At 71.8% G+C, this 23,048-nt stretch carries 23 protein-coding genes; 11 read left to right on the plus strand and 12 right to left on the minus strand.

Annotated features, from left to right (window positions below):
• Both EDF55_RS15530 and EDF55_RS15535 read right to left on the minus strand, forming a co-directional pair.
• The gene (locus EDF55_RS15530; protein WP_260236078.1) at positions 1 to 2,706 is read right to left on the minus strand and encodes an alpha/beta fold hydrolase; all 2,706 of its coding nucleotides are present in this window, start codon (positions 2,704 to 2,706) and stop codon (positions 1 to 3) included.
• Complete coding sequence (locus tag EDF55_RS15535; protein WP_123656018.1) at positions 2,703 to 3,776, minus strand: 3-oxoacyl-ACP synthase III; 1,074 nt, start codon at positions 3,774 to 3,776, stop codon at positions 2,703 to 2,705. The genes EDF55_RS15530 and EDF55_RS15535 overlap by 4 nt, the downstream gene beginning before the upstream one ends.
• Before the next feature lie 193 nt (positions 3,777 to 3,969).
• Here EDF55_RS15535 and EDF55_RS15540 point away from each other — a divergent pair, with 193 nt between their 5' ends.
• On the plus strand, positions 3,970 to 4,881 hold the full coding sequence (locus EDF55_RS15540) for a LysM domain-containing protein (RefSeq protein ID WP_260236079.1): 912 nt from the start codon (positions 3,970 to 3,972) through the stop codon (positions 4,879 to 4,881).
• Positions 4,882 to 4,962: 81 nt separating this feature from the next.
• On the opposite strand, the gene pgi is transcribed toward EDF55_RS15540, so the two are convergent.
• From pgi to rimK, 3 genes are all read right to left on the minus strand, one after another.
• The gene (gene pgi, locus EDF55_RS15545; RefSeq protein ID WP_260233372.1) at positions 4,963 to 6,681 is read right to left on the minus strand and encodes a glucose-6-phosphate isomerase; all 1,719 of its coding nucleotides are present in this window, start codon (positions 6,679 to 6,681) and stop codon (positions 4,963 to 4,965) included.
• 171 nt (positions 6,682 to 6,852) lie between these two features.
• Complete coding sequence (locus tag EDF55_RS15550; RefSeq protein ID WP_260236080.1) at positions 6,853 to 7,857, minus strand: nitronate monooxygenase; 1,005 nt, start codon at positions 7,855 to 7,857, stop codon at positions 6,853 to 6,855.
• 17 nt (positions 7,858 to 7,874) lie between these two features.
• Positions 7,875 to 9,065 carry a 30S ribosomal protein S6--L-glutamate ligase gene (gene rimK / locus EDF55_RS15555; protein ID WP_123655851.1) on the minus strand — a complete coding sequence of 397 codons (1,191 nt, stop codon included), beginning with the start codon at positions 9,063 to 9,065 and terminating at the stop codon, positions 7,875 to 7,877.
• Positions 9,066 to 9,159: 94 nt separating this feature from the next.
• On the opposite strand from rimK, the gene EDF55_RS15560 reads away from it, so the two are divergent.
• The 3 genes from EDF55_RS15560 to EDF55_RS15570 all read left to right on the plus strand — a co-directional run bounded on the left by EDF55_RS15560 (position 9,160) and on the right by EDF55_RS15570 (position 11,002).
• Positions 9,160 to 9,639 (plus strand): RimK/LysX family protein, encoded by a 480-nt coding sequence (locus EDF55_RS15560; RefSeq protein ID WP_123655852.1) that lies wholly within the window; start codon positions 9,160 to 9,162, stop codon positions 9,637 to 9,639.
• A gap of 84 nt (positions 9,640 to 9,723) precedes the next feature.
• A complete protein-coding gene (locus tag EDF55_RS15565) occupies positions 9,724 to 10,263 on the plus strand; it encodes an RNA polymerase sigma factor (protein ID WP_260236081.1) in 540 nt (179 codons plus the stop codon).
• Positions 10,253 to 11,002 carry a hypothetical protein gene (locus EDF55_RS15570; protein ID WP_123655853.1) on the plus strand — a complete coding sequence of 250 codons (750 nt, stop codon included), beginning with the start codon at positions 10,253 to 10,255 and terminating at the stop codon, positions 11,000 to 11,002. Before EDF55_RS15565 ends, EDF55_RS15570 begins: the two co-directional genes overlap by 11 nt.
• Positions 11,003 to 11,044: 42 nt before the next feature.
• Here EDF55_RS15570 and EDF55_RS15575 read toward each other — a convergent pair whose 3' ends face one another.
• Positions 11,045 to 11,647 carry a TetR/AcrR family transcriptional regulator gene (locus tag EDF55_RS15575; RefSeq protein WP_123655854.1) on the minus strand — a complete coding sequence of 201 codons (603 nt, stop codon included), beginning with the start codon at positions 11,645 to 11,647 and terminating at the stop codon, positions 11,045 to 11,047.
• A gap of 97 nt (positions 11,648 to 11,744) precedes the next feature.
• On the opposite strand from EDF55_RS15575, the gene EDF55_RS15580 reads away from it, so the two are divergent.
• Positions 11,745 to 12,827 carry a saccharopine dehydrogenase NADP-binding domain-containing protein gene (locus tag EDF55_RS15580; protein WP_123655855.1) on the plus strand — a complete coding sequence of 361 codons (1,083 nt, stop codon included), beginning with the start codon at positions 11,745 to 11,747 and terminating at the stop codon, positions 12,825 to 12,827.
• A gap of 38 nt (positions 12,828 to 12,865) precedes the next feature.
• The gene (locus EDF55_RS15585) at positions 12,866 to 13,885 is read left to right on the plus strand and encodes a zinc-binding alcohol dehydrogenase family protein (protein ID WP_260236082.1); all 1,020 of its coding nucleotides are present in this window, start codon (positions 12,866 to 12,868) and stop codon (positions 13,883 to 13,885) included.
• A gap of 16 nt (positions 13,886 to 13,901) precedes the next feature.
• Here the strand turns inward: EDF55_RS15585 and EDF55_RS15590 are convergent, their stop codons facing one another.
• From EDF55_RS15590 to EDF55_RS15600, 3 genes are all read right to left on the minus strand, one after another.
• The gene (locus tag EDF55_RS15590; protein ID WP_123655857.1) at positions 13,902 to 14,969 is read right to left on the minus strand and encodes an acyl-CoA desaturase; all 1,068 of its coding nucleotides are present in this window, start codon (positions 14,967 to 14,969) and stop codon (positions 13,902 to 13,904) included.
• Between the two features lie 92 nt (positions 14,970 to 15,061).
• Complete coding sequence (locus EDF55_RS15595; RefSeq protein ID WP_123655858.1) at positions 15,062 to 15,775, minus strand: GAF and ANTAR domain-containing protein; 714 nt, start codon at positions 15,773 to 15,775, stop codon at positions 15,062 to 15,064.
• A 10-nt stretch (positions 15,776 to 15,785) separates the two neighbouring features.
• Positions 15,786 to 16,472 carry a GAF and ANTAR domain-containing protein gene (locus EDF55_RS15600; RefSeq protein WP_123655859.1) on the minus strand — a complete coding sequence of 229 codons (687 nt, stop codon included), beginning with the start codon at positions 16,470 to 16,472 and terminating at the stop codon, positions 15,786 to 15,788.
• 135 nt (positions 16,473 to 16,607) lie between these two features.
• Here EDF55_RS15600 and EDF55_RS15605 point away from each other — a divergent pair, with 135 nt between their 5' ends.
• Positions 16,608 to 17,717 (plus strand): MFS transporter, encoded by a 1,110-nt coding sequence (locus tag EDF55_RS15605; protein WP_123655860.1) that lies wholly within the window; start codon positions 16,608 to 16,610, stop codon positions 17,715 to 17,717.
• A gap of 214 nt (positions 17,718 to 17,931) precedes the next feature.
• Here the strand turns inward: EDF55_RS15605 and EDF55_RS15610 are convergent, their stop codons facing one another.
• Positions 17,932 to 18,507, minus strand: a complete 576-nt coding sequence (locus tag EDF55_RS15610) for a TetR/AcrR family transcriptional regulator (protein ID WP_148079030.1) — start codon at positions 18,505 to 18,507, stop codon at positions 17,932 to 17,934.
• A gap of 106 nt (positions 18,508 to 18,613) precedes the next feature.
• Here EDF55_RS15610 and EDF55_RS15615 point away from each other — a divergent pair, with 106 nt between their 5' ends.
• The gene (locus tag EDF55_RS15615; protein WP_123655861.1) at positions 18,614 to 20,089 is read left to right on the plus strand and encodes an MFS transporter; all 1,476 of its coding nucleotides are present in this window, start codon (positions 18,614 to 18,616) and stop codon (positions 20,087 to 20,089) included.
• A gap of 154 nt (positions 20,090 to 20,243) precedes the next feature.
• Positions 20,244 to 20,588: a YciI family protein gene (locus tag EDF55_RS15620; RefSeq protein WP_123655862.1), complete on the plus strand. Its 345-nt coding sequence runs from the start codon at positions 20,244 to 20,246 to the stop codon at positions 20,586 to 20,588.
• A gap of 69 nt (positions 20,589 to 20,657) precedes the next feature.
• On the opposite strand, the gene EDF55_RS15625 is transcribed toward EDF55_RS15620, so the two are convergent.
• Positions 20,658 to 20,990 carry a hypothetical protein gene (locus EDF55_RS15625; RefSeq protein ID WP_123655863.1) on the minus strand — a complete coding sequence of 111 codons (333 nt, stop codon included), beginning with the start codon at positions 20,988 to 20,990 and terminating at the stop codon, positions 20,658 to 20,660.
• A gap of 186 nt (positions 20,991 to 21,176) precedes the next feature.
• Between EDF55_RS15625 and EDF55_RS15630 the strand changes: the two genes are divergently transcribed.
• Positions 21,177 to 21,827, plus strand: coding sequence for a VOC family protein (locus tag EDF55_RS15630; RefSeq protein WP_123655864.1), 651 nt, complete (start codon positions 21,177 to 21,179; stop codon positions 21,825 to 21,827).
• A gap of 63 nt (positions 21,828 to 21,890) precedes the next feature.
• Here the strand turns inward: EDF55_RS15630 and EDF55_RS15635 are convergent, their stop codons facing one another.
• Entirely contained in the window at positions 21,891 to 22,526 is a 636-nt protein-coding gene (locus tag EDF55_RS15635; protein ID WP_123655865.1) for an MBL fold metallo-hydrolase, read from the minus strand.
• A 61-nt stretch (positions 22,527 to 22,587) separates the two neighbouring features.
• Here EDF55_RS15635 and EDF55_RS15640 point away from each other — a divergent pair, with 61 nt between their 5' ends.
• Positions 22,588 to 23,046 carry a MarR family winged helix-turn-helix transcriptional regulator gene (locus EDF55_RS15640; RefSeq protein WP_185017452.1) on the plus strand — a complete coding sequence of 153 codons (459 nt, stop codon included), beginning with the start codon at positions 22,588 to 22,590 and terminating at the stop codon, positions 23,044 to 23,046.
• The last annotated feature ends 2 nt before the right edge of the window (positions 23,047 to 23,048 follow it).

Below are 23,048 nucleotides of genomic sequence, written 5' to 3' on the forward strand. Positions count from 1 at the left end.
TCACGGGCGGGTCATCCGTCCGCCGCCGAGCACCGACGACGCCCACCGCGACAGCCACGCACGGTCGACCTTGGAGTTGTGCCGGATGTCGGTGGGCAGCACGGGCACGACGAGCACCGCGGCGACGGGCACCCCCGCTGCGGCGCGGACCGCGGCCGCGAGCGCGTTGGGCGCGAGTCCGGGACGGCGCACGGGCGGGACGGTCTCGGCGACCACCACGACCTGCTGGGTGCCGACCGGACCGATGCCGGCGACGCCGACACGACCGACGTCCCGCAGCTGCTCGACACGCTGCTCCGGGCCGACCGGGGTGAGCACACCGGACGGCGTGGTGATCACGTGCTGCAGACGGCCCTCGACCCAGAGCTGCCCCGAGGTGTCGAGGTGCCCCACGTCCCCGGTGCGGTGCCCGCGCGGGTCGTCGAGCCCGAGGCGCGAAGCCCGGTTCGTCCGCCAGAGCCGGTCGTACCGGTCTCGGACGTGCGGTGCGGCGACGACGATCTCGCCGGTGACGTCCGGGTCGTCCGTGAGCACGCCCGTCGGCCGGCCGGCCGCGTCGAGCGGCGCGATCCGGACCTGGACGGAGGCGGCGGGGCGACCGACGCAGACACCGCCGGCGGCAGCGGAAGCGGAAACGGCCGCGCGGATCCCGTCCAGGTCGACGTCCGTCATGAGCAGGCCCTCGGTCATCCCGTAGGGCGTGTGTGCGCTCGCGTTCGGCATCAGGTCGGTGGCGGCGGTCAGCAGCGCGGCCGAGACCGGCGCCCCCGCGGACAGGAACAGGCGCACCCGCGACAGGGCCGCGCGGTCCGCGTCCGTCAGGTCGCCGGCGGTCGCGACGACGTTCGCCAGCGCGGCCGGCGAGAGGAACACGACGGTGGCGTCAGCGGCCGAGACCGACGCGGCGACCGCACGGGCCGTGAGGGTCCGCGGGGCGGTCACGTCCATGTCCGGCGCGACGGATCGCGCGCCGAGCGCCGGTCCGAGCAGCGCGAACGGTGCGAACCCGGCCACGAGGCCGGTCCCGATGCCGACGTCGTACTGCGCCGAGAGCACGTCGCGGACCGCGCCGAGCTGCCCGTGCGTGTACACGACGCCCTTCGCCGGCCCGGTGGATCCGGACGTGAAGAGGACGGCTGCCGGGCTGTCCGACGACGGCGCATCCGGCAGCACGGCTCCGGCCGCCAGTCGCCGTGCACCCCGACGGGCCACCGACGCGAGCGTGTGCTCGACACGGAGCGCCGCACGAGCGGGTGCGGGCAGCGCGAGCGTCGCGATCCGACGACCGGGCCACCCGAGTGCGCGCGCCGCAGCGAGGCCCGGCAGCGCACCGATGATCCAGTCCGGCCGGGCACCCTTCACGGCGCGCGTCAGGCCGCGGAGCCCGAGTCCGGCATCCGCCACGACGACGGTCGCGCCGATCCGCACGCAGGCGTAGAGCGCCGCGGTCAGGTCCGCACCGGGGGTGACGAGCAACGAGACGCGGTCGCCGTGCCGCACACCGATGTCGACCAGTCCGGCGGCGACCTCGTCGATCCGGCGGGCAAGCAGTCGCCAGCTGATCGTGCGCGTGCCACCAGGGGCTGCCATCTCGACGAGCGCGGGCTCGTCGGAGTCGCGCAGCTCGTCGAGTGCGGCCCAGAGCGGGCGGCTCACGTCGTCCTTGCCTTCGGAGACCGACGGGAGGCTCGGCTCGACACCGACGGGCACGTGGCCGTCCGGCAGGCGGTCGCCCAACCAGTCGAACACGGTCCCGGCGACGTCGGCGTCCTCCGGCAGCAGGTGACCGGCACCCTCGAAGCGGTGCACGTCCGCTTGCGGGAGCCGTTCGGTGAGGTCGTCGAGGTACCGCTCGAGGAACACCGGGTCGCGCGGGCCCCAGAGCAGGAGCGCCGGGACCTCGAGCGCCGCGACGCCGGTGGAGATCCGGTCGAGTTCGGGCGCGCTGGCGTGCGCGGCGTCCACGGGGATGTCCGCCACGAAGCCGCCGATGCCGCCGCGACGGGCAGCACCCCGGTACGGCGCACGGAAGGCGTCGGCCACGGGGCGGTCGAGCTTCGGGTGTGCGATGGCCAGGGTCGTCTCGAGGAACGCCGGGGTGACGACGGTCGCGCGGCCGAGCAGGCCCGGGCGCAGGGCGAGCCGGAGCGGCGCCGGGATGGGGGCGTCGTCGGGCTGGTGCACGGCGGTGTTGCACGTCGCGACGCCGACGACCAGTTCCGGGTGGTCCACGGCCCAGCCGAGGGACACCACACCGCCCCAGTCGTGCCCGAGGGTGACGACGGGTCCGGTGAGCCCGAGTTCGTCGGTCAGGGCGCCGAGGTCCGCAACGCGCTGCGGCAGCCCCCGCTGGAGGCCGGTGCGCTCCGAGAAGCCCATGTCGAGCTGGTCGACCGCGATCACGCGCCAGGCGGGACCGCCGGCGGCCGCGACCTCGAGCGAGGTGCGGAGCACCGACCGCCACAGGTACGACCACGTCGGGTTGCCGTGCACGCACAGCAGCGTGCCGACCGGTTCGACGCCGAGCGCGGCCAGGGACCCGGCCGTGTCGAGGAGGTGCCAGGTGCGCTCGTGGTGATCCGAGCCTCCCGGCAGATCAGCTGGCACCGTGACCAGACGCGACCACGCGGGGTCGAGTCCGGGCAGCGTGGGCGGCTGCGTCGCCGGAGCAGTGCTCGCGGCGACGCGGGGCAGCCCGGCTGTCACCAGCGGAGTTCCATCATCGCCGTGTTGATGCCGGAGCCGACGCCCCCGAGGAACACCCGGTCGCCGGGGCGGATCGCACCGCGGGCGACCTCGTCCGCGAGGGTGATCGGGATCGACGCCGGACCGACGTTGCCGAAGCGCTGGTACGTGGTGGGGACCTTGTCGCGCGGGACGCCGATCGCCTCGACGAAGGCGTTCGTGTGCACGTCGGAGACCTGGTGCAGGACGTAGCGGTCCATGTCGGCCCAGTCGAAGTGCGAACGGGCTTCGTTCCAGGCGGCGACGACGAGCTCCATGCCGCCCTTGAGCAGCATCTTGGCATCCGTGAACATGCCGTCCACGCTGCCGACGCACAGGTCGTACCACTGGGTCGCCGCGCGGGTGACGCCGCCGACGATCCGGTGTCCACCCGGGTGCATGTCCGCCGGGCCGAGCACGGCCGCGGCAGCGCCGGAGCCGAGCGTCAGGCTCGCGAACTCGCTCATGAAGTCCTTGCGGTTCCGGCCGCCCTGGTTCAGGCGCTCGATCGTGTTGAGCTGCACCTGGTCGGCGTCCTCACCGTCGACGACGAGGGCGTACTTGATCTGACCGGAGTCGATCATCCCCGCGGCGACGCTCATCGCGTTGACGAACCCGAGGCACGCGTTCGCGATGTCGAAGTTGATCGCGGAGGACGGCAGCCCGAGCCCGTGGTGCAGCCGCACGGCCACCGAGGGCTCGAGGTGCGGACGGGTCACCGACGTGTTGATGAGGAGGCCGACGTCCTCGGGCTTGATGCCCGCTTCGGCCATCGCCCGGCGTCCGGCGTCGATGGCGGCGTCCTGGAAGGACTGCCCCTCGCCCCAGTTCCGGCGTTCCTTGACGCCCGCCACGCGCTCGAGGAGACCCATGGGCAGACGCAGGCGTCGGAGGACGCCGCGGAGCTTCTCCTCGATGTCCGCAGAGGTCGTCACACGCTCCGCCACGGTGGTCGCCACCGAGAGCAGTGCGACGTTGTCGTGCCTGGCCGTCGCGTTGCCGGGGCGCTCCGGTTCGCTGCTCGTCGCCTGGTCGACCGGCCGTTCCGTCATGATCGTCACCGATACATACTTCCGCATTCGCGCTGGATGCGCGATCCGGATGCGCTGTGTGGCGGGGGACGGATGTCGCGCACACCCTCGGACGGTCGGTCCACGCGCCCTCGATGGGCCATCGGACACAGTCTGGTCACGGCGATCCGACCGTGACGAACCGTCGGCTACGATCCCGGACGGAGGGGGAATCGTGCGCAGAGGGATCGTTGTCGGCCTGGTGGCGGTGGTGGCCGTCGGGCTCACCGGGTGCTCGTTGTTGCGTGGAGACGACGGCGGCGTCCCCGCCCCGTCCCGGACCCCGAGCGTCAGCGCCTCCCCGACCCCGACCGCCTCGGCGACCCCCGCCGGCCAGAGCGAGGCCGAGCTGCTGCAGGAGTCCGCGTCGCCCCGGCCGCCGACCGCCGAACCCACGCAGGCGTCCCTGCCCGCCCCCACGATCACGACGATCCCGGCGGGGACCGTCGTCGCCCAGGGTGACGTCGCGTCGCCGAAGGGCAGCATCCACTTCCACTACCGCGTCGTCGCCGGCAAGAACGACCGGTTCGTCGTGGAGTACTCCGGCTTCACCTCGACGCTGCCCGTGCCGGTGTCCGCCACGTTCCTCGAGAAGGCCCCGCAGGTCGGGGACGGCCTGACGTACCTCGGCATCGGCGACGACCAGCTCGGCGGACCGACGACGGCCGCGCCCGCTGCCGTGTCCGTCCCGATCGACGACGCCGGGTACGACCCCTCGTGGCTCGGCGCCCTGGTGACCTACTCGTCGGCGACCGGGGACGACCCGTCGCTGCCGGTCGAGATCGGGAACGGCAAGGTCCTCGCGGTGAACCCGGTCCGGTGGTCGGTGCCCGCCCGCACCACGAACGTGCACCCGGTCGACCACGGTGCCGCCGCGAACGCGACCGGCTCGGTGTCCGCGAAGACGACCGCTGGTGCGCCGGGGTCGTACGTCGTGGCGCCGGACGACCTCATCGCCGATGTCGCGGCCCGCTTCGGGATCTCGGTCGAGACGCTGATCTGGCTGAACCCGTCGATGCGCGTGTACGGCAACCTGCAGTACCTCTACGAGGGCACCACGCTCAACCTGGACCCCGTGCGGCGCTGACGCCGCCCGGTGTGCTCCCGGAACGCGACAGTGCCCGGCCGTTTCCCGGCCGGGCACTGTCGCGTTCCGCGATGCGTCGCGCTACTTGCGCAGCTCGAGGTACTTCGCGATGAGCGCCTTCGTGGACGAGTCCTGCGACTCGAGCACGTCCCGATCACCGTCGACCGCCGGAGCGATCTGCAGCGCGAGCTGCTTGCCGAGCTCCACACCCCACTGGTCGAACGAGTCGATGCCCCAGATGGTGCCCTCGGTGAAGACGATGTGCTCGTACAGCGCGATGAGCTGCCCGACGACGCTCGGGGTGAGCGCCGGCGCGAGGATCGACGTCGACGGCTTGTTGCCCGTGAAGGTGCGCGCCGCGACGATCGCCTCGTCGGTGGTGCCCTCCGCACGGACCTCGTCAGCGGTCTTGCCGAACGCCAGCGCCTTGGTCTGCGCGAAGAAGTTCGCGAGGAACAGGTTGTGGACGTCCTGGCCGGGCTCGACCGCCTTGCCGTCGCCGGTCTCGTCCTTGAGCGGACGGGCCGGGTTCGCGACCGCGATGAAGTCGGCCGGGATCAGGCGGGTGCCCTGGTGGATGAGCTGGTAGAACGCGTGCTGGCCGTTCGTGCCGGGCTCGCCCCAGAAGACCTCACCGGTGTCCGTCGTGACGGGCGAGCCGTCCCAGCGGACGCGCTTGCCGTTCGACTCCATGGTGAGCTGCTGCAGGTACGCGGCGAAGCGGTGCAGGTACTGCGTGTACGGCAGGACCGCGTGGCTCTGCGCGCCGAGGAAGTTCGAGTACCAGACGTTGAACAGCCCCATCAGGACGGGGACGTTCTGCGCGAGCGGGGTGGTGCGCATGTGCTCGTCGATGGTGTGGAAGCCGGCGAGGAAGTCCTGCCAGTTGTCCTTGCCGATGGCGATGATCACCGAGGTGCCGATCGCGGAGTCGACCGAGTAGCGGCCGCCCACCCAGTCCCAGAACCCGAACGCGTTCTCCGGGTCGATGCCGAACGCGGCCACCTTGTCGAGCGCGGTCGAGACGGCGACGAAGTGCTTCGCGACGGCGTCGTTCTTCTCGTCGTCGCCGGCGTCGGTCAGGCCGAGCTTCTCCCAGAGCCACTGGCGCGCCAGGCGGGCGTTCGTCAGGGTCTCGAGCGTGCCGAAGGTCTTCGACGCGACGATGAACAGCGTGGTCTCGGGGTCGAGGTCCACGGTCTTCTCGTAGATGTCGGTCGGGTCGATGTTCGACACGAAGCGGGCTTCGATGCCGGCCTGGACGTACGGCTTGAGGGCTTCGTAGACCATGACCGGGCCGAGGTCCGAGCCACCGATGCCGATGTTCACGACGGTCTCGATGCGCTTGCCGGTGACGCCCTTCCACTCGCCCGAACGGACCTTGTCCGCGAACGCGTAGACCTTGTCGAGCGTGGCGTGCACGTCGGCGTCGACGTCCTGGCCGTCGACCACGAACGGCGCGGCCGGGGTGAGGTCGCCGCCCTTCGGACGACGGAGTGCGGTGTGGAGGACCGCGCGGTCCTCGGTCGGGTTGACGTGCTCGCCGGAGATCATCGCCTGGTAGCGCTCGGCGACGCCGGTGTCCTCGGCGACCTTGAGGAGCGCCGCGAGGATCTCCTCGGTCACGAGGCCCTTCGACAGGTCGACGGTGAGGTCGCCCGCCTGGAACGTGTACTTCGCGGCCCGCTCGGGGTCGGCGTCGAACCATCCGCGGAGGTCAGGGGAGAAGCCGTCGGCGATGCCGGCGAGCTGCTTCCAACCCTCGGTCGATGTGGGGTCGACGGGTGCGGTTTCGGTCACTTCGGTCCTCCTGAACGCCTGAGCTGAACTGGTCCGCGGACCTCCGCAACGCTGCGACGCGGGCCGCATCCGAGCGTAGTGCGCTCCGAGGGAGCGCGCGCACAGGGCGACCAGACCTGTGGAGGAGGCGGGGCAGTGGACGGGAGGCTCGGCTCGGGTGAGCCGGTCGGCTCACGTGAGCAGGGCCTCCAGGACGTCCGCGAGGGGTGCGTCCGCCGCCGCCCGCCAGGACCGACCCGCCCACAGGTGCAACGACTGCGCATCACCAGCGGCCGCCGCCGCGGTCCGGATCGGCTTCGTCAGGTGGTGGAGGGCCGGGTAGCCGAGCGGCGCGTCGTCGTGGTCGCGGACGAAGCGGTTGACGAGCGCACGTGCCGGGCGGCCGGTGAAGGCACGGGTCAGAGCGGTGCGGTCGAAGACCGGGTCGGCGAGCGCCGCGCGGTGCGTCGCTCCGGTCCCGGCCTCGACGGTCCGGAGCACCAGCGTGCCGATCATGGCGGCGTCGGCTCCCGCGAGCCGGACGGCCTCGACGTCGTCTGCACCGCCGATCCCGCCGGCCGCGATCACGGGCAGCGTGGTCGCCGACCGGACGTCGCGGACGAGCTCGGGCAGGGGTTGCCAGAGCGGAGCTGCGGCGGGGTCGAGCACGGCGGAGTGGCCGCCGGCCGCCTCGCCCTGCACGACGAGCACGTCGATGCCGCGCTCCGCTGCGGCGGCCGCCTCCCCCGGGGTGGTGACCGACTGCATCGTGACGGTGCCGCGCTTCCGGAACTCGGCGACGAGCGCTGCGTCCGGGAGCCCGAACGTGAACGACACCACCGCGACCGGGTCGTCGAGGAGCAGCGCGACCTTGTCGCCCCACGCGTCATCGTCCTCGCGCTTGTCCGGGAGCGCGGGTCCCTCGGCCTCGAGCACCGAGCGGTAGGCGTCGTAGTCGGCGTCGCTGATCGGCACCGGGTTCGGCGCGAACAGGTTGACGCCGAAGCGGTCGGTGCGCGTCCGGACCTCGGCGATCTCCGCGGCGAGCTCCTCGGCGCTCCGGTACCCCGCGGCGAGCTGCGCGAAGGCCCCGAACCGGGCGGCGGCGATCACCAGGGTGGGCGTCGTCGGGCCGCCCGCCATCGGCGCGACGTGGACGGGGCGGCTCTGGCGGAGGGGTTCGGGGAGCTGGCTCACCCCTCGATCCTGCACCGTCACTGCTCGGGCAGCGGCTCCTTCGGGAGCTTCCGGAGCTTCGCGCGACGCTTCCGGCGCTCCGGGATCATCGAGCGCATCTCCTCGAGCTTGCCGAAGCAGAGCAGACGGTCCCCCGGCTCGAGCGCGACCCCGCTGCGGGGGTTCGGGATGACGTCGGCGCCGCGGTGCAGCGTGAGGACCGTGATGTCGCGGTCCCAGAGCCCGGACTCCTTGATCGTCTTGCCGACGAGGTCCGCGTTGGTGTGCACGAGGAGCTCGGCGACCCCGTAGCCCGTCGAGACGGACAGGCGTTGCCGGACGTCGATCTCCGGGAACGCGACCTGGTTCGCGATGAAGTCGATGATCGCGCCGGCGATGTCGAGGCCAGTCGCACGCTCGATGCCCTCGAGCCCCGGGGAGGAGTTGACCTCCATCACGAGCGGCCCGTCGTTGCCCTCGAGCATGTCCACGCCGGCGACCCGGAGGCCCATGATCTGCGCCGAACGGACCGCCGCCTCTTCGTACTCGGGCGTCAGCGTGACCTGCTCCACCGTGCCGCCACGGTGCACGTTCGAGCGGAACTCGTCGCCGCTGGCGCTCCGGCGCATCGCCGCGACGACCCGGTCGCCGACGACGAGCGCGCGGATGTCCTTGCCGCGGCTCTCCGAGATGAAGGCCTGGATGAGGACGTTCTGCTTCGTGGAGTGCAGGGTCTCCACGATCGACTCGGCGACCTTCGCCTCGGGTGCGAGGATCACGCCGATGCCCTGGGTGCCCTCGAGGAGCTTGATGACGACAGGTGCGCCGCCGACCCGCTCGATCGCCCCTCGGACGTCAGCGCGGCCAGCCACGAACGTCGTCGCCGGCATGCCGATGTCGTGGCGGGACAGGATCTGGTTCGCGCGGAGCTTGTCGCGCGAGTTCGTGATGCCGTTCGCGGTGTTCGGCGTGTACACGTCCATCTGTTCGAACTGCCGGACCACCGCGGTGCCGTAGTAGGTGATCGAGTTCCCGATGCGCGGCAGGATCGCGTCGTAGTCGGAGAGCAGCTTGCCGCGGTACTGCAGGTCGGGCGCGTCCCCGGTGAGGTCGATCGCGAACCGCAGCGTGTTCAGGACCTTCACGTCGTGGCCGCGGTCGAGCGCGGCGGCCCGGAGCCGCTGCGTGGAGTACGCCTGCGGGGCGCGCGACAGGATGGCGAGTTTCATCGGTGAGCTCCGCGGGGGTCGGGGACGCTCCATCCTGACATCCCGCGGGCGCCGCGCGCCGCGCGGGCGCTGCGCCGCCTGCCAGGATGGGCGCATGTCCGGAGACAAGACCGCCAGGCGCACGCCGATCGTGACGGGGTGGCGCGAGTGGGCGGCGCTGCCGGACCTCGACATCCCCTGGATCAAGGTCAAGCTCGACACCGGCGCCCGGACCTCGGCGCTCCACGCGTTCGACCTGCAGGAGCTCCCCGGTGACCGGGTCCGGTTCTCCGTGCACCCCTGGCAGGAGTCCGACACCGACCCGTCGACCGTCGAGTGCGACGTCCACGACCGCCGGGTCATCCGGAGCTCGTCGGGCCACACACAGGAGCGGATCGTCGTGCTCACCGCGATCGAGCTCGCCGGACGCACGGTCCAGGCCGAGGTGACGCTGAGCAACCGCGACCAGATGGGGTTCCGGATGCTCATCGGCCGCGAGGCCCTGCGGCAGGGGTTCGTCGTCGACCCCGCGCGGTCGTTCCTCGCCGGGCGGGCGCCGAAGGAGATCCGGCGGCGGAACCGCGGGCGGAGCTGACACCGCCACCAAGATGGTCACGGGTCGATCACGAGGTGTCAGGATCCGGTCGTCCCCGACACTTCTGAGGTGAGAGGGGGCACCGTGGACAAGACCAACGATGCCGACGCCGCACTCGCGCGGCGGATGGCACTCGGCGACACCGGAGCGCTGGCAGCGGCGTTCGACCGGTTCGCGCCGACGCTGACGCGCTACGCCTGGGCGCTGGCGGGGAGCAAACAGGACGTGGAAGAGCTCGTGCAGGACACGTTCCTGACGCTCTGGCAGCGGGCTTCGACGATCGATCTGGCGACCGGGTCGCTCGTGCCCTGGCTGCTCGTCGTCTGCCGGAACCATGCCAGGAACCAGGCGCGCCGCATCGCGAAGAACGCCGGCGACGAACTCCCTCCGGAACTCGCAGCGCCAGCCGGGGCTGACGATGCCCGCGAGCGCCTTCGTTGGGTCCGCGACGAGATCGCCGCGTTGCCGCCGGTCGACCGCAGGATCTGCGAACTCTGCCTCCTCGAGGGGCACTCCTACTCAGAAGCCGCCACGATGCTCGGACTGAGCGTCGGTGCGGTCACCCAGCGAGTGTCCCGTTCGCGGGCTCGGCTGAAGAAGGCGGTGACGCACGATGAACACTGAACCTCCCGAGGGAGACGACCTGCAGCGCATGCTCGTCTCGATGAAGCACGAGGTGCTCACGCGAGTGGACCGACAGCGGCCGCTCCCGAGACGACGGGGACGACACGTCGGCATCGTGATCGGCGTCATCGCGGTGCTCGGCATCGGCGTGGGCAGCGGCGCGGTGGCGCTCGGGCTCGTGCCGCAGCCGTTCGAGGCCGCGGCACCGGCGCCGAGTTCGACGCCGACCGAGCCGCCGGCTCCGAGCACGCCGGCTGCGGCGCCGATCGAGAACTCCCCGAGCGTGACGCCGACTCCGGCCTCGACGAACACCGACGGTGTCCTGCCGACCGACTGTCGGGCGCTCGTGCCGACGTCCGACTACGACCGGCTGTTCAACGCGACGCCGCTCCGTGACCCCGCAGGCACCGCCTGGGGCGATGCACGCATCGGGCCGACGCCGTCCATGTGGTGCGTCTGGATGGACCCGAGAGCGGACGTCAGTGGTCTCGACATCGCGATCGGGCAGGCGGACGCAGCGGAGCTGAGGGAGTACGAGGCGGACCTCACGCACGAGGGCTACGCCTGCTCCGACCGGGACGACGGACGCATCTGCCAGATGACGCGCCCTGCCGACCCGTACCCGGTGGACACCACACTGACGTTCTTCGCCAGGGGTTCCACCTGGGTGGACATCAGCCAGACCAACTTCCCGACCGACGGCCTGCTGCGGGCGGTCGAGCAACAGGTCTGGGGCTGACCACGTGTGCGCCTGCCCCGACCGGCCTCGGGGGCGGTCAGGTCACGCGGACAGTGGCGGCGGTCCGTCTGCTCGCGGGTCGGCGGTCGCGCCGAGCACCGACCGGACCACGGTGAGCTGGTCGCTCACGACGTCGGCCATCCGTCGGCCACGGGGATCGGTCAGCCACTCCTCGAGCGCCAGGTGGAAGAGCATCACGGTCGTCTCGGCGAGGACGGCCGCCTCGGTCGGGCTGCTCCCCCGCGCCGCGAACCCGTCACGCACGGCCTGTGCCAGGTCGGCCCGCTTCCGGGCGTCCCGCTCGCGCAACGACTCGTCGGACGCGATCACCCGGCGGAGTGCCAGCACCTGGTCGCGCCGCCCTTCGAACCGCTCCTCCGCGAGCTGCCGGAGTCCCTGGACGACGATGTCGAGCGGATCGAGGCCCGCCGGGGCGGCGGCGAGCATGGTCCGGGCGAGGTCGGGGATCTCCCGCCCCGCGAAGATCACCTCGCGCTTGTCGGCGAAGTGCCGGAAGAAGGTGCGCGTCGTCAGGCCGGCGCGTTCGGTGATCTGCGGCACGGTCGTCGCGGCGAAGCCCTGCTCGACGAAGAGCTCGAACGCGGCGCGTTCCAGTCGGCCTCGGGCATCGGGACTCCATCGCACGGATTCCACCCTAAGTGATGACACGACGTGTCGTCATGGTGTACTCCTGGTCGAGTGATGACACGTCGTGTCATCACCGAAGACGAGTGGAGCGACGATGACGACAGTGTGGATCCTCGGCGGCACGGGCCGGACCGGTCGCGCCGTGAGCGAGGTGCTCACGGCGCGGGGGCTCGACGTGGTGCTCGTCGGGCGGGACGCCGGGCGCCTGCGGGCCGCGACCCCGCCGGGTGCGCGGTCGATGGTCCTGACGTCGGCCGAGGTCCCCGCCGCCGTCCGCCGCGACCGCCCGCGCGTCGTGCTCAACACCGTCGGGCCGTTCGCCGGGACCGCCGACCCGGTCGTGGACGCCTGTCTCGACGCCGGTGCGGACTACGTCGACCTGGCAAACGACATGGCGGCCGTCCCCGCGCTCCTCGCCCGGAACGCGGAGGCGGTCGCAGCCGGTCGCACCCTGGTGACCGGTGCGGGGTTCGGCGTCACGGGTACCGAGAGCGTCGTGGCGCGCCTCACCGCAACGCGATCGGACGCGCCGCTGCGGGTCCGCGTCGACATGGTGCCCTCGCTCGCGCTCCAGGCCGGACAGGTCGGTGAAGCACTCGCCGGGACGATCGTCGAGGGGCTCCCCGGAATCCCCGGCGGCGGACGGTTCCAGGGTCGCCTCTACCTGGGCGGGCAGCTGCACCCGACCCGCATCGGCGGCATGGTCCAGCGACTCGTGACCCCGGACGGAGACGTCGTCACCACCGCTGCGATGCCGCTCGGGGAACTCGTCGCCGCACAGCGTGCCAGCGGGGCGCCGGACGTGCTCGCGGCGTCGAGCGAGGCGCCGTCGGGCCGGCTGGTCGGGCTCCTCCCGCTCGGCACCTCGATCCTGGTGTTCGCGCCGGTCCGACGCCTGGCGGGTCGGCTGCTCGCTCGAGTCCGGTTCCCGGACCGCCCCGCGCCGCGGACGCACTCGTGGGGGCACGCGCGGGTCACGTGGACGGACGGCTCCGTGACCCGTGGGTGGCTCGCCCTGCCGGAAGCGCAGGAGGCGACGGTGGTGATCGCCGCCGAGGTCGTCCGGCGACTCGCGGACGACGAGGGCCGGCCGGGCGCCTGGACCCCGGCGGCGCTCTTCGGTCCCGAGCTCGCGGAGTCCGTCGGCGGACGCTACGTGGACGGGGTCCGCGCATGAACGCGGCCCTCTGGACCATCCGGCGAGGACGGCCCACGGTGGGACCTGCGCCGGTCCCCCGCGCCGGAGCCGGCGAGGTCGTCGTGCGCACGGCCGCCGTCGCCGTGAACCCGGTCGACGCGATCACCGGGCTCTTCCGCCGCGTCGTGACCCCCTGGCTGCGGTACCCCGCGGTGCTCGGCTCCGACGTCGCCGGGACCGTCGTCGAGGTCGGCCACGGGGTCACCCGCTTCGCCGTGGGCGACCGGGTGCTCGGCCATGCTGCCGGGCAGGAGCGGCACCGGAACAGCGCTGCCGAAGGGGCCTTCCAGCAGCACGTCCTGCTCCTCGAGCAGCTCTGCACGCCGTTGCCGGCAGACCTGGCGTTCGAGCAGGCAGCCGTCCTGCCGCTCGGCCTGTCGACGGCCGCCGCGGGGCTCTTCGAACCCGACCAGCTCGGACTGCCGCTCCCGGGCAGGGGCGACGGCGACGACCGGCAGGATCGCGACTCGCGCGCCGAGGTCGTCCTCGTCTGGGGAGCGTCGACGAGCGTCGGGTGCAACGCCGTCCAGCTCGCACACGCCGCGGGCTTCGCCGTGATAGGCACCGCGTCGCCGCACAACCACGAGCTCGTGCGCTCCCTCGGCGCGGAGCAGGTGTTCGACTACCGGGACCTCGGCGCGGAGGCACAGATCGTCGCAGCGCTGGCCGGGCGCCGGCTCGCGGGCACCGTCGCGATCGGTGCGGGCTCCCTCACGCGGACGCTCGGCATCGTCCGCGCAGCGTCCGGCAGTGGACGGCTCGCCTCCGCCTACCCGACGCCCGTCACCACGGTGCGGGGGCTCCTCGCCCGGCGTCACGGCGTGCACGTGTCGGCGATCTGGGGCGGTCGCCCCACCGAGAGCCCGGTCGGCCCCGCGATCTACGCCGACTTCCTGCCGGCAGCCCTGGCCGAGGGGCGTTACCGGGCCGCTCCGGAGGCGTCGGTGGTCGGGACCGGCCTCGCGGCGATCCCGGGTGCGCTCGACGAACTCGGCCGCGGGGTCTCCGCGAAGAAGCTGGTGGTCCGGATCGAGTGACGGGGAGCGGTCGGCCTCAGCGGTACCGCTCGACCATCGGGCACGCGAACGGGTCCGCCGCCGCGAGACCGACCTCGTTCAGGTAGCGCACCACGATCGCGTACGAGCGCACCATGGTCGTCTCGGTGAACGGCACGCCCTGCGTGGCGCAGTACTCCCGCACGATCACGCGTGCCGCCCGGAGGTTCGGCCGCGCCATGTTCGGGAAGAGGTGGTGCTCCACCTGGTGGTTCAGCCCACCCATGAAGTACTCGACCCAGACGCCGCCGGTGATGTCCCGGGACGTCAGGACCTGCCGTGAGAAGAAGTCCACCCGCTGCCCCGGCTCGATGATCGGCATGCCCTTGTGGTTCGGGGCGAAGGCGATCCCCATGCAGAACCCGAACACGGCGAGCTGCACCCCGACGAAGGCGAACGCCATGCCGAGCGGCAGGAACCAGAACACGGCGCCGAGGTAGAGCACGAACCGTCCGAAGAACACCGAGGCCTCGGCCCAGCGCCGCTTGACGCCCTTGCCGCTCGTGTAGGTGCGGATCGACTGCCAGTGCAGGTTCGCACCCTCGACCAGCAGCATCGGGAAGAACGCGTACCCCTGCACGCGCACCAGCACGCGGAGGAAGCCGGTGCGACTGGCCGCGTCCTCGGGGCGGAACGAGATCGCGTCGAACGAGATGTCCGGGTCCTTGCCGACGGTGTTCGGGTTCGCGTGGTGCCGGGTGTGCTTGTTCGTCCACCACGCGTAGCTGACGCCGGTCAGGAAGGTGCCGACGTACCGAGCGGCCCGGTCGTTCCAGTGGTGCGAGGCGAAGACCTGCCGGTGCGCCGCCTCGTGCGCGAGGAAGGCGAACTGCGTGAAGACCAGCCCGAGCACGGCCGCGACGATGAGCTGCCACCATGCGTCGCCGAGCACCGCGAACGCCGTTCCCGCGAGCACGAGCAGCCCGGTCAGGACGCCGATGAGCCCCCAGTACCAGCCGGTCCGCCGTCGGAGGAGCCCTTCGGCCTTGATCCGTGCGAGGAGCGCCGAGTAGCTCGACGTCCCGGAACTGCCGGCGCGGGGTCCGGTCGTGATGTACCCGCTCATGTGTTCCTCCCGGATCGGCGGCGTTGCCGTGACCGGGGTCCAGGGTCACTCCCGGCTGACGGTACGCCGCCATCCTGGAGACCACGGTGTGGTCAGGACAGCTCGAGTCGCCGTTCGATCACCGCGCGGGCCACGTCGACCAGCGGCTCCCGGTTCGCCCGGGCGTACTGCCGGATCATGGCGAAGGCGTCCTCCATGTCGACCTGGTGCGTGTGCGACACGAAGCCCTTCGCCTGCTCGATGAGGATCCGGCTGTCCAGCGCCCGCTGGAGCTGCTCCTGCGCCAGGGTCGCGTGCTGCAGGGTCCGCTGCTGCAGGATGCTGATCGTCGCGACGTCGGTGAGTGCCTGCGCGGCGAGGGCGTCCTCCGGGTTCAGCGCCCCCTCGGTCTCGCGGAACAGGTTGAGCGACCCGAGCGTGGTCTCGCGCAGCCGCATCGGGATCGCGTGTACCGACGCGTACCCGGACTCCTCGGACGCCTTCGCGAACGTCGGCCAGCGTCGCCGCATCTCCTCCGGGTTCCGCACCGAGACGGCGTGCCCGGTGGCGAAGCACTCCACACAGGGGCCCTCGCCCGCGTTCAGCTGCAGGAGTCCGACGAAGCTCGACCGTTCGCTCGTCGACGCGAGCACCTCGAGTTCCTGCTTCTTGTTGACCAGGAGGATGCCGGCCGCCGACGCGTCGAAGAGGTCGACGGCGGTCTCGACGAGGTGCTGCAGCAGGTCGAGGACGTCGTAGTCGTCGACCAGTGTGTCGGTGAGCGCCACGAAGGTCTCGACGAGGCGGTGCTCGCGTGTCGCTGCCATGGTGTGCTCCCTAGTGCTCGGACCCGAGGTCGATGCGCCGATCGATGACGTCGGCTGCGACGTCACGGAGGGTCCGTTCGGTCGCGAAGGCGTGTGCTTGCAAGACCAGCAGCGCGTCCGCGACACCGAGGTCGAGCTGGGCGGCGACCATCCCGGTCGCCTGGTGGACCTCGCGCCGCGAGTACCGTCCGGCCCCCATGTCGGCTCGTCCGTCTGCCGCTGCGGCGAGGATCGCGTCGCGGAGGACCCGGCGGGCCGCGATCTCGGTCAGGGCGACCGCGCCGCGGACCTGGTCCACGGTGAGCACGTGGCCACGATCCACGGAGAGGTCGACGGCGCCGACGGGGATCGTGCCCACGCGCATCGGGAACGAGAACACGGCCCCGACCCCGGCACGCAGGAACTCGTCGAGCGCTGCCGGCCACCGCGTGGTCGGCGTCGCGGCCAGGTCGGGCTCGAGCACCGGGCGGCCGATGGTGAGGGCTTCCCAGCAGGGCCCCTCACCGAGGTCGAGCTGGATCTCGTCCACGCGTTCCGCGACGACGTCGCTCGCGCAGACGGTGCTCGAGCCGAGGGGGACGCCGAGGGTCGAGACGCCGACGCCGGACACGTCGAAGACGGCGAGGAACGGTGGACACAGGTCGGCTCCGTCGGGGGCCGCCTGCATGGCGCTCGCGGCGGCGGTGAACTCGATCATGACGTGTTCCTCCGTCCGTCGCCCTCAGGCTACGCGCGACTACCGTGGTCGGCATGAGCGACCGGAACCGCGACCGCGACCCGCCCCGCCACCGGCTGGTCCCTCGTCGCCGCGACGTACGTGTTCGCCGTCGTGATGATCGGGACCACCATCCCGACGCCGCTCTACCCGACGTACGAATCCCGCTTCGGCTTCGGCAGCACCACCACCACCGTGCTGTTCGCGGTCTACGCCGGGGGTGTGATCCTCGCGCTCGTCCTCGGCGGGCGCCTGTCCGACGCGGTCGGTCGCCGTCCGATGCTCTTCGCCGGCATCGTGTTCTCGCTGGCGTCGGCCGTGGTGTTCGCGATCGGGACCGCGGAGTGGATGCTCTTCGTCGCGCGGGTCCTGTCCGGGCTGTCCGCGGGCATCTTCACCGCGACCGGGACCGTCGCCGTGCTCGAGAACGCCCCCGAGCAGCGCAGGAGCCTCGCGAGCGCGCTGGCCACCGCGGCGAACATCGGCGGGCTCGGCCTCGGCATGCTGCTCGCGGGTGCGGTCGCGACGGTGACGCCGTGGCCACTCCGTGCGCCGTACGTCGTGCACGCCGTGCTCCTCGTCATCGCGGGCGTCGCGCTGCTCGCCGTGCGGGACTCCGTGACGCCGGACCGCTCCCGCATCCGGCTGCAGTTGCCGGGCATCCCGCCGGAGAGCCGCGGGGTCTTCGCCGCGTCGGCAGTCGGCGCGGTGGTCGGGTTCGCAGTGTGCGGCCTGTACTCCTCGGTCGCGCCGAACTTCATGGGCAAGGTCCTCGGCGTCGAATCGCCGTTCGTGGTCGGGGTGGTCGTGTTCGCGCTGTTCGGGGCATCGGCCGCGGCGCAGATCGTGCTGCGGGGCCTCGCCGACCGCACCCTGATCGTGATCGGCGCGCTCGCCCTGGCAGCGGGCATGGGCGTGCTGGTCTGGTCGCTCCTCGCCACGTCGCTGGCGCTCCTCGTCGGGTCCTCGATCCTCGCCGGGATCGGCCAGGGGCTGCTGTTCATGACCGGGCTCCGTGCGATCACCGGTGCGACCGACGCGTCGCGCCGGACCGAGGCGACGACGTCCTACTTCGTCCTCGCCTACCTCTCGATCTCGATCCCGGCGATCGGCGCTGGTCTCCTCGCCGCCGGGATCGGGCTCGTCGCCGCCGGGGTCGTCTTCGCCCTCGTCGTCGCCGTCGTCTCGCTCATCGGCCTGACGGCCGCGCGCCGCTTCACCGCCTGACCCCGCCTGCTCTGGACGTCCCCACCCACCGGCCTGGAGGCTCGGCACCAGCCCGGCCCGAGCCTCCCGTCCGGCACCCACGCGCGTTCCTTCCCATCGCGCGCCGACGGGAAAGGCGAAACGCGCGTAGGAGGTCGAAAGGAACGACCTCCTACGCGTGATTCAACTGCCCACGCGCGATTCGACCCCCTACGCGGGACCGCCACGCGCTCCGTCAGCTGCGACCTGTGAGCAGCGCGCGCAGTGCGTCGTCGAGCGGCCGGGCGATCTCGTCCTCCGACGCGGTGGCCAGCGGCTCCACCCGGGTCGAGGTCCGCAGCATCGTCATCCCGAGCACCACGGACAGCGCGATCTCGGCGCGGAGCAGGAGTTCGTCGGTGACCGATCCGCCGACCACGGTCGCGAGCCGTTCGGCGTAGCGGCGGAGCGTCTCGCGGCGGATCGCGTCCGCACCGTCGTCCCCCGAGGACCGCACGAGCAGCATGAGCTGCATGGAGTCCTCGTCGGAGGGCGACCGCACGATGTGCCCGATCAGGTCGCCGAGCGCCCGGTCGAGCCCGACGGCACGGGGCGCGGGCGACTCCTCAGCACCGAGGTCCTGCACCACCCGGTCGAGGCACGCGCGGAACAGCCCCTCCTTCGACACGAAGTACCGGTTGATCAGGGCCACGTTGACCCCGGCGTCGGCGGCGATGTCGCGCACGGTGGTCGCCCGGTACCCGTCGAAGGCGAAGCGTCGCCTGGCGGCCTGCACGAGGAGCATGCGTGTGGCCTCGGCGTCCTTGCTCATGGCCGAAGCGTACCGGCTCGCCCCTCGATGTAAGCAAGTGTTGACATCGCGCCGGAACCGCGTACCCTCGTCAAGTCAGCAACTGTTTACATCGAAGCGGAGCACGATGACCACCACCACGGAGAACCCCCGCACGGGTTCCCACCCGACGACCGACGGTCGCCGTCCGAACAGCACGGCGATCATCGTCTACCTGTCCCTGGGTGGCCTGTCGTTCGCGGTCCTGCAGTCCCTCGTGGCCCCGGCCCTGTCGACCATCGGCAAGGACCTCGGCGTCACCACGAGCGCCGCGAGCTGGGTGCTCACCGCCTACCTGCTGTCCGCCTCGGTGCTGACCCCGATCCTCGGCCGCCTCGGCGACATGATCGGCAAGCGCAAGGTCCTCATCGTCGTGCTCTCGATCCTGCTCGTCGGGGCCGTGCTCGCCGCGCTCGCACCGAACCTCGGCACGCTCATCGTCGCCCGCGCGCTCCAGGGCGCCGCCGGTGCGGTGATGCCGCTCTCCATCGGCATCGTCCGCGACGAACTCCCGAAGGAGAAGGTCAGCGTCACGATCGGCCTGCTCTCCGCGATCTTCGGCATCGGCGCCGGTGTCGGCATCGTCGCCGCCGGTCCGATCGTCGAGCACCTGTCGTGGCACTGGCTGTTCTGGCTCCCCGCCGTCCTCGTCGTCATCGCCCTGCTCGGCGCGATCTTCGGCATGCCCGAGTCCCCGGTGCGCAAGCCCGGACGCCTCGACATGCTCGGGACGTTCGTCCTCGCGATCTCGCTCGTGTCGATCCTCCTCGCGATCAGCGAGGGCGAGACCTGGGGCTGGGGCGACGGCAAGACCATCGGCCTGCTGATCCTCGGCGGCGTCGCGCTCATCGCCTTCGTGTTCGTCGAGCTCCGTGTCGCCGAACCCCTCATCGACGTGCGGCTCTTCGCGGTCCGCGGCGTCTGGACCGCCCACGTCGTCGCGCTCGTCTTCGGTTTCGCGATGTTCGGCACCTTCGTGCTCGTCCCGACGCTCCTGCAGCTCCCCACCGCGGTCGGCTACGGCTTCGGCAAGGACGTCACCCAGGCCGGGCTCTTCCTGCTGCCGACCGTCATCATGATGATCATCGCGGGTCCGATCGCCGGCATCCTCGTCCGCAAGGTCGGGCCGAAGCCGCCGATGCTCATCGGCGGCGTCGCGATCGTCGCCGCGTTCCTGCTGCCGGCCATCGCCCACGGCGAGCTGTGGCAGGTCGTCGTCTCCGGTATCCTGACCGGCATCGGCATCGGCATGGCACTCGCGGCCTGCTCGAACGCGATCATCGAGAGCGTCCCGGCGAACCAGACCGGTGAGGCCATCAGCGCCAACACCGTTGTCCGGACCATCGGCTCGAGCGTCGGCACCGCGGTCATCGCGGCGCTCATCACCTCGCACAGCACCCCGCAGGGCCTGCCCACCGACGACGCGTTCACGATCGGCTTCTGGGCCTGCACGGGCGTCGCCGTCCTGGCGGTCCTCGCCGCGCTCGTCGCGCCGTCGATGCGCGCCCGTCGCGCAGCAGCGGTCGCGTCCGGAGTGACCGACTTCGACGAGGTCACGAAGTAGGGTCCGACCGACCCGTCAGCCTGGAGGCCCGCCCCGCGTCATCGACGCCGGGCGGGCCTCCGTGCATGATCGGGTCCACGGACGTCGGCAGGTTCGGCGAGACGGCGTCCGGAGGAGCACGATGGGCGGCACCGAACCCAGGAGATGGTGCGCCATGCAGTTCCTCGTGTCCGTGATCGACGACGGCCAGGCCTCGGCCTCCCGCAGGACCGACTCGGCCTCCGCGGCCGAGGAAGCGGCCGTCCAGACCTTCAACGACCGGCTCCGAGCGGACGGGCAGTGGCGCTTCGCCGGAGGTCTCGCCGCGCCGGCCGAGAGCGTCGTGATCGACAGCCGCGGTGACGCCCCGATCGTCACCGAGGGGCCGCTCATCGACGCCGACGAGTACGTCGCCGGGTTCTGGCTGCTCGACCTGCCCGACGTCGACACCGCTCGGTCGATCGCCACCGAGGCATCGGCCGCGTGCAACCGGAAGGTCGAGCTCCGCCAGCTGCTCTGACGACGTTCGGCATCCGCGCGGGCGGCTCCCGGGCGGCTGTCGGGCGGCTACCGGGCTGCTGTCGGGCTGCTACCGCGCGGACAGGCCGAGCAACGCGTTCAGGAAGCCGAACCGTCGACGCTGCCGCACGGGTCGGAACTCGCGCGGCGGCGCGGGGAACGCCACGTCGTGCAGGTTGTTCCGCTTCGAGCCGTCCCAGTTCGCGAAGAGGTAGGCGCTGCCGAGGACCGAGAGACTCCGGACCGGAGCGCGTCGCCAGTCCCCCGCACGCACGAAGTAGCCCGAGTGCCCGGAGTGGATGTTGCGGATCACGGTGTCGACGTCGACGACGCCGGTCTCGGTGATGACGGCGGTGATGCCCGTTCGGTCTCGGGCGACGTACTCGATGATGTGTTCGGCCATGCTGCGCTCATGAATAGCGGTCCACGTCCTGACACCGGGAGGTGAGACCACGCGCAGGACCCTGCCGGAACCCTCGTTGCTTCCACAGCCAGGATACGTCGCAGCCACGCGATGTCCGCCGGGGGTGCGCATGACGGATCGGTCTGCCCTTGACCGCAACCACGGTTCAGGTCGTTGACTCCCTGCATGCGCATCGCCACCGTCACGCTCGCCACCCGCTCCCTCGACGCCGTCGCCGCGTTCTGGGAACCGTTCGGCGTCCCGCTCACGCGGGATGCCTCGGCAGTCCGGGTCCGCCTCGGGCACACCGAGGTCGTCCACGAGGCCGCGGAGTTCGACGGCACGCACCACCTGGCGTTCACGATCCCCACCGGCACCTTCGACGCCGCGGATCACTGGATCGGTCAGCGTGCGACGGTGCTGATCCGGGACGGCGTCCGCGAGTTCGAGGGACCGGCTGGATGGAACTCGCGGTCCGTGTACTTCGACGGGCCCGACGGGCAGGTCCTGGAGTGCATCGAGCGCCGGGACATCGCACCGGGCCACGACGGGCCCTTCAGCGCCGGGAGCATCGTCGGTGTCAGCGAGGTCGGGGTGGTGGCCGCGGACGTGCTGGCGACGGTCGCCGAACTGGGGCAGGTCGGGGTCGCCCCGTACGCGGCGCCTCCGTCGCCGTCCTTCGCTGCGGTCGGGGACGTCCACGGGCTGCTGGTCCTCGTCGCGCCCGGCCGGCCGTGGCTGCCGACGACCGACCGGATCGCGGCCGACACCGCGGTCACGGTCGACGGCGGCGTCGGTACCCCGGTGCGGTTGGGGCTCGACAAGCTGCTCCGGTGACCACCTGACGAACGGGAGGCTCGGTGCCAGCTGGCACCGAGCCTCCCGTCATGTGGTCAGGTCTCAGACCGTGACCGACTCGCCGTCGGCCAGGGTCACCAGCTCGGTACCGGTGAGCTGCCCGGTGAACTGGGCGAACGAGCCGCGCCCAGCGTCGCTGAGCATGAGGTCGTGGATCTGCACCGCACGGGTCGGGTGCACGGCGCGCACGAAGTCGACCAGCTCGCCGAGCTTCGCCCAAGGGCCGGAGGTCGGCGCGAGCAGCGTCTCGACGGCGACGTCGGGCACGAAGTAGGAGTCGCCCGGGTGGTAGACGGCACCGTCGACGACGTAGCCGACGTTGCTCATCAGCGGGATGTCGGCGTGGATGACGGCGTGGTCGCCGCCGACGACCTGCACGGCGAAGCCAGCGGCCTCGAAGGTGTCACCGGGCGCGACCGTGGTGACACGTCCGTCGTGGCCACCGAGCTCGGCGGTGACGCTCGCCGGCGCCCAGACGCGGAGCTCGGGCTGGGCGTCGAGCGCCGCCGTGAGGATCGACGCGTCGAAGTGGTCGGGGTGGTCGTGGGTGACGAGGACCGCGGTCGTGCCGGCCACGAGGTCGGCGGAGTTCGGCGTGTACGCGCCCGGGTCGATCACGAGCGAGGTGTCGTCCTTGCTGAGCACGACGGTCGCGTGGGTGTACTTCGTGAGTTCCATGACTCCAAACCATACAGCCGCACTGTACAAATCACTACAGCGAACCTGTACAGTTCCTCGTGTGGACCGACCCCGGACGTTCGACCTCGACGACGCCAACGAGCTCCGGCGCGCCATCGGCGAGACCATCCGCGCGATCCGGCGCTCCGAGACGACACCCGAGGGGCAGATCGAGGTGCTGGGGTTCCTCGCGCGCGACGGGGCGTTCAGCATCGCGGCGCTCGCCCGGCTGCGGCGGGTGCGGCACCAGAGCATGCGGGTGACGGTCGGGGACCTCGAAGCGCAGGGGCTCGCCCACCGCTCCCCCGACCCGGCCGATGCGCGCGGGGTCCTCGTGTCACTCACGGATGCCGGGCGGGCGATGATCGACGAGTCGCGTACCCGGCGGTCGACCCGCATCCTCACCGCGGCCGAGTCCGCGCTCACGCCCGGGGAGCGTGCGGTGCTCGCGCGTGCGGCGGGGGTGCTCGACAAACTGACGGTGGCGCTGGAGCACGACGGCCAGGAGCGCTCGGTCTGACG

Source organism: Curtobacterium sp. ZW137 (assembly GCF_003762905.1).
Taxonomy (GTDB): Bacteria; Actinomycetota; Actinomycetes; order Actinomycetales; family Microbacteriaceae; genus Curtobacterium.